10 protein-coding genes are annotated in these 14,899 nt (G+C 64.6%); 1 reads left to right on the top strand and 9 read right to left on the bottom strand.

Annotated features, from left to right (window positions below):
* From ACHFFR_RS07830 to ndk, 7 genes are all read right to left on the bottom strand, one after another.
* Positions 1–1,015 (bottom strand): amidohydrolase family protein (locus tag ACHFFR_RS07830; protein WP_394263710.1); only part of this gene is annotated, 1,015 nt, incomplete at its 3' end.
* A 9-nt stretch (positions 1,016–1,024) separates the two neighbouring features.
* Positions 1,025–2,581, bottom strand: coding sequence for a signal recognition particle protein (gene ffh, locus ACHFFR_RS07825; protein ID WP_394263709.1), 1,557 nt, complete (start codon positions 2,579–2,581; stop codon positions 1,025–1,027).
* 94 nt (positions 2,582–2,675) lie between these two features.
* A complete protein-coding gene (gene ftsY / locus ACHFFR_RS07820) occupies positions 2,676–3,875 on the bottom strand; it encodes a signal recognition particle-docking protein FtsY (RefSeq protein WP_394263708.1) in 1,200 nt (399 codons plus the stop codon).
* A 74-nt stretch (positions 3,876–3,949) separates the two neighbouring features.
* Positions 3,950–4,729, bottom strand: a complete 780-nt coding sequence (locus ACHFFR_RS07815) for a hypothetical protein (RefSeq protein WP_394263707.1) — start codon at positions 4,727–4,729, stop codon at positions 3,950–3,952.
* Positions 4,730–4,849: 120 nt separating this feature from the next.
* Positions 4,850–8,425 carry a chromosome segregation protein SMC gene (gene smc / locus ACHFFR_RS07810; protein ID WP_394263706.1) on the bottom strand — a complete coding sequence of 1,192 codons (3,576 nt, stop codon included), beginning with the start codon at positions 8,423–8,425 and terminating at the stop codon, positions 4,850–4,852.
* A 46-nt stretch (positions 8,426–8,471) separates the two neighbouring features.
* Positions 8,472–9,137, bottom strand: a complete 666-nt coding sequence (locus tag ACHFFR_RS07805) for a DAK2 domain-containing protein (RefSeq protein WP_394263705.1) — start codon at positions 9,135–9,137, stop codon at positions 8,472–8,474.
* Between the two features lie 9 nt (positions 9,138–9,146).
* Entirely contained in the window at positions 9,147–9,560 is a 414-nt protein-coding gene (gene ndk, locus ACHFFR_RS07800; protein WP_394263704.1) for a nucleoside-diphosphate kinase, read from the bottom strand.
* A gap of 153 nt (positions 9,561–9,713) precedes the next feature.
* Here ndk and ACHFFR_RS07795 point away from each other — a divergent pair, with 153 nt between their 5' ends.
* Entirely contained in the window at positions 9,714–10,985 is a 1,272-nt protein-coding gene (locus tag ACHFFR_RS07795) for an MFS transporter (protein WP_394263703.1), read from the top strand.
* A gap of 30 nt (positions 10,986–11,015) precedes the next feature.
* Here the strand turns inward: ACHFFR_RS07795 and ACHFFR_RS07790 are convergent, their stop codons facing one another.
* The gene (locus ACHFFR_RS07790) at positions 11,016–12,593 is read right to left on the bottom strand and encodes a bifunctional folylpolyglutamate synthase/dihydrofolate synthase (RefSeq protein ID WP_394263702.1); all 1,578 of its coding nucleotides are present in this window, start codon (positions 12,591–12,593) and stop codon (positions 11,016–11,018) included.
* Positions 12,590–14,752, bottom strand: a complete 2,163-nt coding sequence (locus tag ACHFFR_RS07785) for a class I tRNA ligase family protein (RefSeq protein WP_394263701.1) — start codon at positions 14,750–14,752, stop codon at positions 12,590–12,592. Before ACHFFR_RS07785 ends, ACHFFR_RS07790 begins: the two co-directional genes overlap by 4 nt.
* Between the last annotated feature and the right edge of the window lie 147 nt (positions 14,753–14,899).

The raw sequence follows: 14,899 nt of genomic DNA, 5'->3' as shown, positions 1-14,899 counted from the left end.
ATACTTTGATCTCCGGATCCTCGGAGTAAACCACGAAATCGGCGGGCGCGCCGTCGTGCCAGGTTGGCAGCCCAAGGCGTTCCCGGCCAGCAAATGACGCGGCGGCCATGACGATCTGCGCGGGCATCCCGTCATCCACGGCGTCGATGAGCTCGTCGGTCAGGTTCACCTCGCCCACATTCTCTGCCGTGTCGGAGCCCATGAGGAAGTGCGTTCCGGTCTCCACCATGAGCGCTAGGTGTTCGCGCCGCACCGCGTCCATGCCCCGCATCCGCTCCTGATAGACGGGATACTTCGCCGCCGCCTCGGCAAATTCCGGGAATCGACGAATCTGATGCACAGTCGGAGTGATGAGGATTCCTCGGCTCGCGGCCTCGAGCAGGTGATCGCGGGTCATTCCCGTGCCGTGTTCGATGCCGTCCACACCGGCGTCCAGCAGATCATCGACCGTCTCGCGCGCAAAGGTGTGGACGGTGACTTTGCCGCCTTCCGCGTGTACGGCGGCGACGGCGTCTACGAGCGCCTCGCGAGGCCACAGCGGCGTGAGATCGCCGACCTCTCGATCGATCCAATCCCCCACGATTTTGATCCAGCCGCCGCTCACCGACAGCTGCCTCAACGCCTCCTCGGGCAGGTTCGCCGGCTCGGTCTCCGTTGCTAGATAACGTTCGTACCGCTTGTATTGCCCGATGTGCTGCCCGCAGTGCAACACCCGCGGGAGTCCCTCGATTCGCGCTTCGTTCGCATCGTGCTGGCCGCCTGCATCGCGCACAGCCGTGACACCGACATTTGCGAGAATCTCGAGCCGGCGTCGCATCTCGTCAATCGATAGGGGCTCGGGCGTGCGACGTAGGCCGGGATGGGTATGTACGTCGAGCAGGCCAGGATAAATGAAGCCCGAGACGCTATCTGCAATACCCGCCTCGTGCGGGCGCTCCTTCGTGATGCGCCCGTCAACAATCCAGGCTTCCTCAACGTCGGTTCCGCGTAGCGTTCCGGTCAAATGGATAGTCATAGACCTGCCCTACTTGAGGAATTTGGCAAGGTCATCGAGATTGACCTCAGGCTGTTCGCCCTGCGTGGGCTGGCCGAATGCCGAGCCCTTTGTTGCCTGCTCGCGTTCGCGCTTGGCGGCGAGCTCCTGCTGGCGCCTCTTGGCAGGATTTCCAGAGCGGCCCTTCTTGCCACCCGAGCGATTCTTCTTCCGCTTCGGCTGCTTCTTGGTGTAGCCACCGCCCATGCCCGGCATCCCTGGCATGTTCGGCATGCCCGGAACTCCGCCACCGCGGCTCATCTGGGTCATCACCTTCTTGGCGTCCTCGAAGCGATCCACGAGCTGGTTGACCTCGGTTACGGTGGTTCCCGAACCGTTGGCAATACGCATGCGGCGTGAGCCGTTCAAAATCTTGGTGTCGGCACGTTCGGCGGGGGTCATCGACTTGACGATGGCCTCCTGACGATCGACCTCGCGCTCGTCGAATTCTTCAAGCGCGTCGCGGTACTGCCCCATGCCCGGGAGCATGCCCATGATCTTCTTCATGGAGCCCATCTTGCGGATCTGGTTGAGCTGGTCGAGGAAGTCATCGAGCGTGAAATCACCCTCGACCATCTTCGACGCGAGATCCTCGGCCTGCTCCTCGGACCAGGTCTTCTCCGCCTGCTCGATGAGGGTGAGGATGTCGCCCATGTCGAGGATGCGCGAGGCCATGCGATCTGGATGGAAACGCTCGAAGGCGTCCAGCTTCTCGCCCGTCGAGGCGAAGAGCACCGGCTGACCCGTCACGCCACGAACGGACAGGGCGGCGCCACCGCGCGCATCGCCGTCGAGTTTGGAGAGCACAACGCCCGTAAAGCCGACGCCGTCCCGGAAGGCCACCGAGGTGTTGACCGCGTCCTGACCAACCATGGCATCGAGCACGAACAGGATCTCGTCAGGATTGACGGCGTCACGAATGTTGCGCGCCTGCTCCATCATCTCTTCGTCAACGCCGAGACGTCCGGCGGTATCGACCACGACGACGTCGTACGTATTTTCCTTGGCGTGCTGGATCGATGAGCGGGCCACGTCGACGGGATCGCCCACACCGTTACCCGGCTCGGGTGCCCACACGTGAACGCCCGCCTGCTCGCCCACAACCTGAAGCTGCTGAACGGCGTTTGGACGCTGAAGATCCGAGGCGACGAGAAGCGGCCGGTGGCCATTTTCGCGCAGCCAGCGGCCGAGCTTACCCGCGAGCGTCGTCTTACCAGCACCCTGGAGGCCGGCGAGCATGATGACTGTGGGCGGCTTGGTCGCCCAATTCAGCTCGCGCGTCTCGCCACCTAGAACCTCGATCAGCTCATCGTTGACGATCTTGACGACCTGCTGGGCCGGATTCAGTGCCTGCGAAGCAACCGCGCCTACAGCCTTTTCCCGGACGGAAGCCGTGAACTGACGAACAACCGGCAGGGCGACGTCGGCGTCAAGAAGAGCGCGCCGAATGTCACTAATGACTGCCTCGACGTCCTTTTCCGACAGGCGACCCGCCTTGCGCAGGTTCCGAAGTGAACCGGTGATCCGATCTGAGAGCGAATTAAACATGCTTGACCTCTAATAGGGAACGAACTGGCGCCAAGTCTACGCCATGAGCCGCCTCCACCTCAGCGGACGCGGCTCGGCGGATAGCGCACACGAACTAGGACAGAAGCGAATCGACGAAGTCTTCGGGAACGAACGGCGCGAAGTCGTCGGCGCCCTCCCCAAGTCCAACAAACTTGACGGGAACGCCCAGTTCACGCTGCACCGAGATCACGATGCCGCCCTTCGCGGTGCCATCGAGCTTGGTCAGCACGATGCCCGTGATACCCGCGACCTCGGCGAAGACCTGAGCCTGGCGCATGCCGTTTTGGCCGGTCGTTGCGTCAAGGACGAGGAGCACCTCGCGCATGGGAGCCTCGCGCTCCATGACGCGCTTGATCTTACCCAGTTCGTCCATGAGTCCGGACTTGTTCTGGAGGCGGCCTGCCGTGTCAACAATCACGACGTCGATCTCCTCCTCGCGTCCGACCTTGACGGTTTCGAAGGCCACGGATGCGGGATCGGCGCCCTCGCGTTCGGAGCGCACGACCTCCACGCCAACGCGCTCGCCCCACGTGCCAAGCTGATCGGCAGCGGCGGCGCGGAACGTGTCAGCAGCTCCAAGGAGGACGCTCTTGCCCTCGGCCACGAGCAGGCGGGCGAGCTTGCCCACCGTCGTCGTCTTTCCAGTGCCGTTCACGCCCACCATGAGGATCGTGGCCGGGTGCTTGTGTCCGTCGTCCCCCGTTCCGGGCTCGACGTCGAGGCTGCGGTCCATCGAGGGATCGACGAGCTTGATGAGTTCCTCGCGCAAAATCTCGCGGACGACCTCCGGATCGGTCGTGCTACGCACCTTCGTCTCGGTGCGAAGGGTGTCCATGAGTTCGGTCGTGGCATCCAGACCGACATCGGCCACCAGCAGGGTTTCTTCGAGTTCTTCCCAATCGGTCTCGGACAGATCGCCGCGCGAGAGGATCGACAGCAGCGTGCGGCCAAGGGCGCCGCCGGAGGCGAGCCGACCGCGCAAGCGCTCCATGCGCGAGCCGACAGGCTCGGGCGCCTCAATTTCGGTGGCCGTGGTGGCATCCGGATCAGCCGGAGCCGATTCCAAGCCGGGCCGGGTCTTTTCTTCGATGGCGAGCGCGTCTGCGTCATCGATAGCCGTGGTTGAGCCGGGCTCCTCGGCCTCGATCTGCTCGCGCTTTTCCCAAGGCAGTTCCTGGGCGGATGAGCGACGATAGCGGGCGATGAGTCCCGCGCCAAGCGCCAGCACCGCAAGAACGCCAACAACAATGATCAAGATATCTGTAGTGTTCACGTCTCTAGTTTCCCGTACCTTCGCACGATTACCAAAGTTTTCAGCCTGTTAGCTAAGAAGCTCACCCGTCACATTCAGGCCGAGGCGCGCTGGTCTGGGTCCTCGCCCTTCGCGAGCTTGGGCGCTCCAGATGGCCACCTGGTTTGCCGAGCCTGTGGGGTGTCGGCGGACGGTGCCCGCCTCGGCGCTCTCTTCGGAGCTCTATTGGCGGTCGGCTTCGGCGCCCTTTTCGCTGCCGCCTTGCGCGGACGAGCCGGCGCTTGGCGCTGTTGCTTCGAGCGATCGTCAGCCGATGAGGCGCGAGATGTCCGGGCCTTCTTTGGCTTTCGCACGGATTGCACCGCGCCCACAGCGCGCTTGCCAAGGTTGGTTGCCCCAGTGACGGCGGACTTCCCACCCTGCACAGCGAGATCCTTCGCGGCGAGTGCCTTAGCGACAATCTTGTCGGTCGTCGACGGCGAACCGTCAGCCTTCTCAGCCGCTTCGGCCTCGCGCTTGGCGCTGGCCTTCTTGGCAGCCTCGATCGCCCGCAACGCGGCAAGTTCAGTCGAATCCACAATCATCTTCGGCACGTTGGAGCCCGTGACCTGAGTCAGACGCTCCTCGATGCCGTCGGGCGAATAGTAGGGATCGCCGTCGTCGTGCTCGAACTGCGAAAACAGATCACCGAGCTCAAGATCCTCGTGGTAGACGTCGAATTGCTTGGGATCAAGCTCCTTCGAGCGCCAGGCCGTCACGGATTCTTCAAGCCACTCGCGGCCCTTTGCCGCGCCGGACTCGTTGGACTTGAGCACGCGGACGCCGCCACCAATGGCAGCGCCGACGGCAACAACGAGCAAGACAGATGAGATCACACTTCATTTCTAACGGAATACCGCGCAGAAATCATCTGTGGCACTCCGTGATTTGGTCACAGTTCGGACACGACCTCCGTCACACCGTCAGGACATACCGTGGGACGGGTGGGTGCCGCGCTACGTCGCGAGCTCTTTGACCCGCTGAGAAATGACTGTCGTCACCCCGTCCTCGCGCATCGCCACGCCATAGAGCGCGTCTGCGATCTCCATCGTGCGCTTTTGATGGGTGATGATCAGGAGCTGGGAGTTATCCTGCAGTTCTTTAAACAGGCCAAGCAGACGCGAGAGGTTCGTGTCATCCAGCGCTGCCTCGACCTCGTCCATGACGTAGAACGGCGAGGGGCGTGCCTTGAAGATTGCCACGAGGAACGCCACGGCCGTCAGCGATCGCTCGCCGCCAGACAGCAGCGACAGTCTCTTGATGCGTTTGCCGGGCGGGCGCGCTTCGATGTCGACTCCCGTGCTCAGCACGTCCTGCGGATCGGTCAGCACGAGGTTGCCCTTGCCGCCGGGGAACAGCCGCTCAAACGTCGCCTCAAATTCGCGCGCCACGTCCTCAAGCGCGCTCGTCATGACCTCTTCCACGCGCTCATCGATGTCTTTCACGATTCCGAGCAGGTCCGAGCGCGATCGGCGCAGGTCCTCCAGCTGCTCGGTCAGGTAGCGCTGACGTTCCTCGAGGGCCGCGTGCTCCTCGAGCGCGAGAGGATTAATCCGGCCGAGGCGCGCCAGGTCGCGTTCGGCCTTCGCAAGCCGCTTTTCCTGTTCCTCGCGCACGAACGGGACGTCGGGCTTGGGCGGATCCCCCTCTACGACGTTCTGCGTAATCATCAGGTGCGGGCCGAACTCATTGACGAGCACGTCGGCACTCATGCCAAGATCATCGATCGCGCGCGCGGCGAGCTGGTCGTAGCGCAGGCGCTGCTCGGCGAGCGCGAGTTCCTGGCGGTGGGCGAGATCGTCGAGCTCGCGTTCCTCGGACTGCAGGCGCTCGTAGTGACGGCGCGCCGCCGACAATTCGGTTTCGCGGGTCGAACGCTGGGCCTCGGCCTCCTCGCGCTCCACCGTCACCGCGGTCAGCAATTCCTGAGTTGCGACGAGCGCCGCATGCGCGTCGTTGGACACGCCCTCCGCCATCAACGCCGCCTCGGCACGCCGTGCCGCCTGCCGCTCTTCCTGGGCGATGCGCGCCTCGACCGCCTTGGCCTGGTTCTCGAGCGCTTCCGAGCGGCCCGACGACGCGCGCAGCCTCTCCTCTCGCGTGCGAAGCTTCAGGCGTGCTTCGGTTTCGTCCGAGCGCAAACCGACGGTTGCCTTGTGTGCCGCGTCGCGTTCACCCGTCAACGACGCCGACCTCGCGGCATAGTCTTCAGGTTCAGCATCGAGCTCGTCCTGCTGCTGCGTCAGCGACTCCAGCTCGCCCCTGCGGGACTCGAGCTCGGCGTCGATGCGCTCGGCCCGCTCGGTATTGCGATCGACATCCGACCGCGCGGCCGCCACCGATTGACGCAGGACGCCAAGCTGCGCGGTCACCGCGGCCAGCTGCGAATCACGGGCGGTGAGCTTGGCTGCCACCTGCGAGAACTCCTCGTCGGCTGCCTCCGCCTTCGTGCGAGCGTTGTCGAGATCGATCTCTGCCTCGCCCACGCGTTCCTGCGCTTGAGCAGCCTGAGCGCGGGCGTCGTCGTAGGTGGCCTGACGCGCCAGGATTGCGGCGGCCTGTGCCTCGCCTCCCCACGCATGTGTGCCCGACAGGACGTCGCCGGCCATGGTTGCCACCGACGGCGCCCCGGCGTCGAGCAATTGCTTGGCCGCTGCGAGGTCGACGCATAGGACCGTGCCCGATACAAGCGAGCGCAGGGCGCGTGCCGAGGCGCTTCGCCCCTCGATGACGTCGGCGGCCAGGCGAGCCTGATCGCTCGCGAGCCCGGATGCCTCGAGTGCTGCGCGCGCGGCGTCGTCGCGATCTTGGCTGGAATCGGCGCCCTCAATGAGGAGTTCGACGTGGCCGGCGTCGGCGGCTCGGGCCGCACGCAGGGCATCGACGGCCGCGTCAATATTCGCAACGATGGCACCTTCGGCGACGCCGGAAAGCGCAGCCTCGGCGGCAGCTTCCCAGCCGCCGGAAATCTTCACCGCATCGCGCACGAGCCCGCTGACCCCCGAGCGGTGGTCGTTGATGAGCCACGCCGTGGCGTCCTCCGGCGCCAGTGACAGCTCGAGCGTGTCGGCCTTCGTTCGCCACTCGACCACGCTCGCCTGCGCGTCGACGAGCGCTTGGCGGGTGGCCTCGACGGCGTCCCGGGCAGCTTGTTGCTCGCGGGCGGCTTCCTCGTGGGCGATGGACAGCGAATCATCGCCATCCGAATGGGCCACCGCCTGCTGCTCGAGTTCAATGACCTGCGCCTCGGCCTCCGCGGCACGCTGCTGCGCGTCCGTAACGGCTGACATGACGCGCTCGTGCTCGCTGGTCAGCGCCTCGATGCGCGAGGTGGCAGTGGAAATCTTGCCGGACAGCCGGGCGGCCGTCTCGCGGCGATCGGCCAGCGATCGATTAATCGCCGTCAGCTGCTGATCGATATCTGCTTCGTGCGCCTCGGCCTTTTCACGGCGGGAGATAACATCGCGAAGTGCGTCCTCGGCGTCGCGGACTTCTTTGGCCAGCGCGTCTTCTTCTTCGCGGGCCTGCGCGGCCCGTTCGCGAAGCGATTCCGGCGACTCGCCGCGGTGAACCTTCGGCGATCCTTGCAGGAGCGAACGCTGACGCTCCGAGGCGAGCTGGGCAAGTCCGCGGAAGCGCTCAACGAGCGATCCGAGCCGCTGCCAGTTTTCGGTGAACGCAGCGATCTGCGGGCTGGCGGCATCGGCTTCATCTTGGAGGCGGGCGACCTCCGCGCGCGCCGCCGAGATCCTGCCTTCCAGCTCCTCGCGCTGGGCCTGAAACTTCTTTTCATCCACGGTCTGGGCTTGGACGCGGGCCTGTGCCTGAGCGAGATCATCGGCCAGAATACGAGCGCGCGCGTCGAACACCTCGGCCTGAATGACCTGGGCGCGCCGCGCAGTTGCCGCCTGGCGCGCGAGCGGACCCAGCTGACGGCGCAGCTCGGCCGTCAGATCCTCAATGCGCGTGAGGTTGCCCTGCATCGAATCGAGCTTGCGCAGAGCCTTTTCCTTGCGGCGCCGATGCTTGAGCACGCCGGCAGCCTCTTCGATGAATCCGCGCCGGTCTTCAGGCGAGGCCGTCAGGACCTCATCGAGTTTGCCCTGGCCGATGATTACGTGCATTTCCCGGCCCATGCCAGTATCCGAGAGCAGCTCTTGAATGTCGAGCAAGCGGCACGCCGTGCCGTTGATGGCGTATTCGGACCCGCCCGTGCGGAACAGGGTGCGTGAAATGGTGACTTCCGAATAGTCAATCGGCAGCGCGCCATCGGTGTTGTCGATCGTGAGCGTCACCTCGGCGCGTCCGAGCGCCGGTCGCTTCGCCGTTCCCGCGAAGATGACGTCCGCCATCGCGCCGCCGCGCAGGTTCTTTGCACCCTGCTCACCCATAACCCACGCGAGGGCATCAACAACGTTAGATTTTCCAGAGCCGTTTGGCCCCACAACGCAGTTAATGCCCGGTTCGAAACTCAGCGTGGTCGCCGTCGCGAATGACTTAAAGCCACGCAGGGTCAAGGTTTTCAGATGCACGGAGCCAGTTTAACCGTAAACCGGCGAAATACCGCGCTGGAAACACCTAGTGACGAGCCGCGCCGGCCGCGGCCTCAATGATGAGGGAGACCGACTTCGCGCCCGGGTCCATGTGCCCCGCGGATTTCTTACCCAAAAACGCCGCGCGCCCCTTGTTGGCCACCATGTTAACAGTCGCCTCGCAGCCCTCCCGAGCCGCCTCGCTCGCCGCCGCCAGAACGTCGGCTACCGACCCGCCGTCGTCGGCGCTCGCTCTGGCCTCGCGGGCAGCCGGCGCCCACGCGTCCACAAACGTCTTGTCGCCTTCGGCTGCCTGGCCAAGATCCTGAGCCGCGTCGCGGCCGGCTTCAATCATGGCCGCCACGATGCTCGCCGCTCCCTCACCGATGCTCGACACGGGCACGACGTCCGGATAGTCGTCGGCCAGCATGTCATCCGCGAGCGCGAGGACGTCTGCCATGCGCTGGTAGGACCCGGCAAGGATCTCGCCACCGGCGCCGGGCAGATTCATCCGCAACCCGAGCGCGACCTGACGCAGGGCATCGGCGCCCGAGGCGTAGTCGCCATCAAGTTTGATCAGGGAAAACGCGTGGTCGAGTCCTTCGCCGTGGTCGCCGTCGCCGATCTCGCGATCGAGTTCGTTGAGTAACTCCCGGTTATCGGTGATGAGCTCGCGGGTGCGCGTCAACCACGCGATAACCCAATCCTTCATCGCTCTGCCCTAGTCGAACCACACGGAGATCTCGAGTGCGGCCGATTCCTCGCCGTCAGAGGAATGAATGAGGTTCTCGATCTCGCCGGTTCCCCAGTCACGGCCGAGGTCGCCGCGGATCGTTCCCGGGGCAGCCGCGGTGGGCTCGGTGGCACCGGACAGCGAACGCACGCCTTCAATGACGCGCGTACCTTCAATCACGGCAGCCACGATCGGGCCGGACTTCATGTAGTCCGTCATGCCCGTGTAGAACGGCTTTTCCGTGTGCTCGTGATAGTGCTTGGCAAGCAGCTCATCGGTGGCGGTGAGCATCCGCATGCGCTCGATGCGGTAGCCCTTCGCCTCGATCCGGCGCAGGATTTCGCCCACGAGACCGCGCTTGACGCCGTCGGGCTTTACAAGAATCAATGTCTGTTCACTCATGAGTCCATCGTAAGGTCTGGGCGCCCTCTTTTGTTGCTCGCTGGACAATTCGGCGGTGCATTGGGATGAGGGCGGGCGTACGATGACTCGAGGAAGATCGAGGTGAGGGCCATCTGGAAAGCATTGCGGGGATTGTTTGCAGACACGCGTCCCTTGAAAAGCCCCCACTTTCGGCGGCTCTGGCTGGCAAATATCGCCACGGTCATCGGCGCTCAGCTCACCGTCGTGGCCGTGCCCGCCCAGATTTACGACATCACGGGATCGTCGGGAATGGTCGGCGTCGCAGGCCTCTTCGGCCTCGTGCCGCTCGTCATTTTCGGGCTGTGGGGCGGCGCGCTTGCCGATCACTTCGACCGGCAAAAACTCCTCGAAATCACAACCCTTGGCATCATCATCACCTCAGCGCTGTTCTGGGTGCAGGCGGCAATGGACCTTCGAAACGTCTGGCTCCTGCTGACGATCTTCTCAGTTCAACAGGCGTTTTTCGCGGTGAACCAGCCCGCCCGAACCGCGATCCTGCCGCAGATCGTGCCGCTTTCTCAGCTACCGGCCGCCAACGCGCTGAACATGACCGTCATGTCTGCCGGAGCCATCGCAGGCCCACTTGTGGGCGGCGCGCTCATCCCTGTGCTCGGTTACTCTGCCCTCTATCTCATCGACACGATCACGCTGTTCGCCACGCTGTATGCGGTCTACAAGCTCCCCTCGCTTCCCGCGCCGGGCCGCGCCACCACGACGCCGGGGCTCAGATCCGTCCTTGAGGGCCTGCAGTATCTGGGCATGCACCACATCGTCATGGTCAGCTTCATCGTCGACCTCATCGCCATGATCTTCGGCATGCCCCGCGCCGTGTTCCCCGAGGTCGCGCACACGGTGTTCGGCGGGAACCCCGAAGGCGGGATCGAATTCGCGCTCCTATATGCCGGCATGCCGATCGGGGCGGTGCTCGGCGGGGTGCTCGGCGGATGGATCTCGCGGGTGCGGCGCTACGGATTGGCGGTTCTCGTGGCGATTTCTGCGTGGGGTGCGGCCATGGTTGCCGCCGGCATCGCCTTCGAGTTCGCGCCGCAGGCTCGCGTGATCATGCTGGTCGCCGCCGTCACCGCGCTGGCCGTCGGCGGCGCCTCCGATATGAGCTCCGCAGCCTTCCGACAGTCCATTTTGCTCGGCGAAACCAACGATCATGTGCGCGGCCGCTTGCAGGGTGTGTTCATCGTCGTCGTGGCAGGTGGCCCACGCATCGCGGATTTCCTCCACGGCGGAGCAAGCGAATTTATCGGGCCCGCGGCCACCACGTGGGGTGGCGGCGTGCTCGTCCTCATCGGCATGGCGGCCTGCGCGGTTGTTTTCCCGCAGTTCCGCCGCTTCACAGTCGGCGACGGCGACGCCGATCGCGAGGGCGAGGCCGATCGCAGCGGCGAGTAGGCCGCTGCACAGCCTCAGCCACTGTGAGTGCTAAGCCTGGTCGGGTTTGGGGCGGCCCATGACGGCGCGCGCTTCGGCGGCCAAGATGACAGAGCCCATCACCACAACGGAGGGTGTGGTGACCTCTTCGGGATTGACGCTCTCTGCCACGTCGGCGGCGAACACGATCGCCGCGTCCACGTTCGGCTCGTAAGCCACGCGGTCATCGCCAAACACGTCTCGCGCGATCTCAGCGATCTCGTCGATGGGCATCGCACGCTCGGTGTTCATCTGCGTGACCACGACCGAATGGAAGTGCGGTTCGAGCACGGAGAGCAGGCCATCCACGTCCTTGTCGGCCATCGCCGAGAACACGAGCACGCGCGTGCCCGGGAAGGACTCCTCGAGAGCCTCGATGGTCGCCTCGGCGCCAGCTGGATTGTGTGCGGCGTCGGCGATAACGAGCGGCGAGTTCTTGATGACCTCCATGCGGCCAGGCGACACGGTGGCCATGAGCGCGTGCTCGACGACGTCGCCGCTCCACGCTCCCCCGCCAAACAGCGCCTCGACGGCCGCGATCGCAATTGCCGCGTTCTCGGCCTGATACTTGCCATACATCGCCAGCGGCACGTCCTCGTAGACAGCCGAGGGCGTGCGGACCGAGATCATCTGCCCGCCTACGGCGCCCTCGCGATCGAGAACCTCGAGGCGGTCGCCATAACGCACGTAGGTGGCGCGATTCCTCGCCACGGCCTCGCGAACGAGGGCCTCCACCTCGGGCTCTTGTGTGGCGCTCACGAGCGTTGCGCCCGGGCTGAGGATGCCAACCTTTTCGCGCGCGATATCGGTCAGTTCCGAGCCAAGCCACTTTTCGTGGTCGTGCGCCACGGTCATGAGAACGGCGACGTCCGCGTCAATGACGTTCGTCGCGTCCCACTGCCCGCCCATGCCCACTTCGACGACGGCGACGTCCACCGGAGCGTCCGCAAACGCGGCAAACGCCATGACGGTAAACACCTCGAAGAAGCTCATGCGCGGCCCGCCATTGGCTGCCGACTGCGCGTCAACCATCTCAACGAAGGGTGCGACGTCCTCCCAGGCCTGGATGAACCCGGCTGGCGAGATCGCGTGCCCGTCAATGGAGATCCGCTCGCGCACCGAGTTCAGGTGCGGAGACGTGAACCGGCCAGTGCGCAGCCCGCGCTCGCGCAGAAGCGCCTCGACCATCCGCGCCACGGACGTCTTGCCGTTCGTGCCGGTGATGTGCACGGCGCGGTACTGCCGCTGCGGATTGCCCATCATGTCGAGGCAATCGACCACGCGCTGCGTGGATGGCTGAACCTTGTGCTCAGGCGCGCGCTCTTGAATTTTCGCGTAAATCTGCGCGACCTGGCGGTCGAGCTCGGCCTGCTCGGCGAGCTCATCGATGGGTTCGCGTTCCTTGACTTCCGATTCCGTACCGAGCAAATCGTCGACGACGCTCGGGTCCGGCCCCACGACGAGCGGGGACCTGAGCAGGGTCTCAAGGGCGGCCTGCAGCTCCTCAGACTTCGCCTGTTCGGCCAGTTCCTCGGGCGAAAGTTCCTGCTCGTCGTCGTCGAATTCGGGCGAGCCTGTCAGTTCATTCACGCGATCTTCTCCACGGTCGCCTCGATGCCGGTAGCGCCACCCTCAACGCTCGTGTCGAGAGCGAGGGTTTCGGCGGCGATCATCTCGATATTCGACTCCACGGCTGTCAGCTTCTCGTCGGGGACGCGAAGCGAGAGGCGGATGCGGTCGGCCACGTGAAGATCATCGGCCTTGCGCTGATCTTGCACGGCGCGAATCACGTCGCGGGCGTAGCCCTCCGCTTCGAGCTCGGCGTCCAGCACGGTGTCGAGCACCACGAACGCGCCGGAATTCAGCACGTCAGCCACGGAGCCCTCGTCGGCCTCCACGGCCGTCGTCGCCTCAAACTGGCCCTCCAGAAGCACGATCTCTGGGTCGGTCTTCATGAGCACACCGCCATCAACGCGCTCCCAGTTACCCTCGCGGGCAGCCTTGAACAGAGCCGACGTGTGGCGGCGAACCTGCGGATCGAGTTCGCGCGGCAACACGGCGAGCTCCTTGCGCACCTCGAGGCCGGACTCTTCGGCCGTCTGGATGCGCACCTCCTTGACGTTGACCTCGGAGGCGATGAGATCGGCGAAGCGCCCAAGGTCGAGGTCCGTGACCACGGTCAGGGCGCGCAGCGGCTGGCGCACGCGCAGATTGTTCGCCTTGCGCAGCGAGTGGGCGTGCGAGACGACGTCGCGAACCTCGTCCATGATCTGCACGAGATCCTCGTCCACCACCTGATCCGGCCAGATCGGCCAATCGGTCAGGTGAACCGAGCGCTCGCCCGTCAGGCCACGCCAGATCTCTTCGGCAACCAATGGAAGCAGGGTCGCGGAAATGCGCATGAGCGTTTCGAGCGAGGTGTACAGCGTGTCGAACGCCGCCTTGTCCTCGTTCCAGAAGCGATCGCGCGAGGTGCGAACGTACCAGTTCGTCAGCAGATCGATATGTGCGCGGATCTCGGCCGCCGCGGCCGGGATGTCGAGGCCATCCAGATGCTCGCGAACCGAATCCGCGAGGAGCTTCGTGCGCGAGAGGAGGTAGCGATCCATGACGTCGAGGGAAGCGAGCGCATCGGCGTCGTTCACGTCGATCGCCGAAGCAACGTACCCCTTGCCATCGTTGACCGTTCCGGCGTACAGCGCGAAGAAGTACCAGGTGTTCCACAGCGGAAGGATCACGTGGCGCATCGCCTCGCGGATCCCCTCCTCGTTGACCACAAGGTTTCCGCCGCGCAGAACCGGCGAGCTCATGAGCATCCAGCGCACGGCGTCCGATCCGTACACGTCGTACATCTCCATCGGATCCGGATAGTTGCGCAGCGACTTCGACGCCTTGCGCCCGTCATTGCCGAGCACGATACCGTGCGAGATGCACGAGGTGAAGGCCGGCTTGTCGAAGATCGCGGTGGACAGCACGTGCATAACGTAGAACCAGCCGCGGGTCTGCCCGATGTACTCCACGATGAAGTCGCCCGGGAAGTGCGAATCGAACCATTCCTGATTGTCGAACGGGTAGTGCTTTTGGGCGAAGGGCATCGAGCCGGAGTCAAACCATACGTCAAGGATGTCGTCGATGCGGCGCATGACGGACTTTCCTGTCGGATCGTCCGGGTTCGGGCGGGTCAGCTCGTCGATGAACGGGCGGTGCAGATCCGGCTCGCCCTTGCGGTTGCGGGGCAGGCGGCCGAAATCGCGCTCGAGCTCCTCGAATGATCCGTACACGTCGATGCGCGGGTACTCGGGGTTATCGGACTTCCACACGGGGATGGGCGTGCCCCAGAAGCGGTTCCGCGAAATTGACCAATCGCGAGCGCCCTCGAGCCAGTTGCCGAAGATGCCGTCCTTGATGTGTTCGGGCTGCCACGTGATCTGCTCGTTGAGCTCGACCATGCGGTCCTTGAATTCGGTGACGGCCACGAACCACGAGGTCACGGGCTTGTAGATGAGGGGTTCGCGGCAGCGCCAGCAGTGTGGGTAGGAGTGCACGTAGGACTGCTCGCGTACGAGAACCGCGCGCACGTCCGTCTCGATACGGGACTGCGAGCCAGAGCCGTCACGCAGGTCGTTGATGATTGGGCGGTTCGCGTCGAACACGTTGAGGCCCTGATAGTCGGGGGTGTTCGCCATGAACTTGCCTGCGGGATCGACGGTTTCGACCACCTCGATGCCGGCGTCAGCGAGGACGAACATATCCTCCTCACCGTAGGGCGCGATGTGGACCAAGCCGGTGCCGTCATCAACAGAGACGTAGTCGGCCGTGCGGAACGTCCACGCGTTCGGGCCAGGCTTCTCGTCGTCGCGGCTAAAGAAATCGAAAATCGGGTTGTAGCGCTACTA

The organism is Trueperella sp. (assembly GCF_043424875.1).
GTDB lineage: Bacteria > Actinomycetota > Actinomycetes > Actinomycetales > Actinomycetaceae > Trueperella.
The sequence above is the reverse complement of the archived record's forward strand: the minus strand, read 5'-3'. Positions and strand labels throughout refer to the sequence as shown.

What these genes read in the sequence shown, in the direction of transcription:
- ACHFFR_RS07805 (WP_394263705.1), bottom strand. Translation starts at nt 9,137, where the DNA reads ATGAAGGATTGGGTTATCGCGTGGTTGACGCGCACCCGCGAGCTCATC.
- ffh (WP_394263709.1), bottom strand. Translation starts at nt 2,581, where the DNA reads ATGTTTAATTCGCTCTCAGATCGGATCACCGGTTCACTTCGGAACCTG.
- ACHFFR_RS07785 (WP_394263701.1), bottom strand. Translation starts at nt 14,752, where the DNA reads ATGTTCGTCCTCGCTGACGCCGGCATCGAGGTGGTCGAAACCGTCGAT.
- ndk (WP_394263704.1), bottom strand. Translation starts at nt 9,560, where the DNA reads ATGAGTGAACAGACATTGATTCTTGTAAAGCCCGACGGCGTCAAGCGC.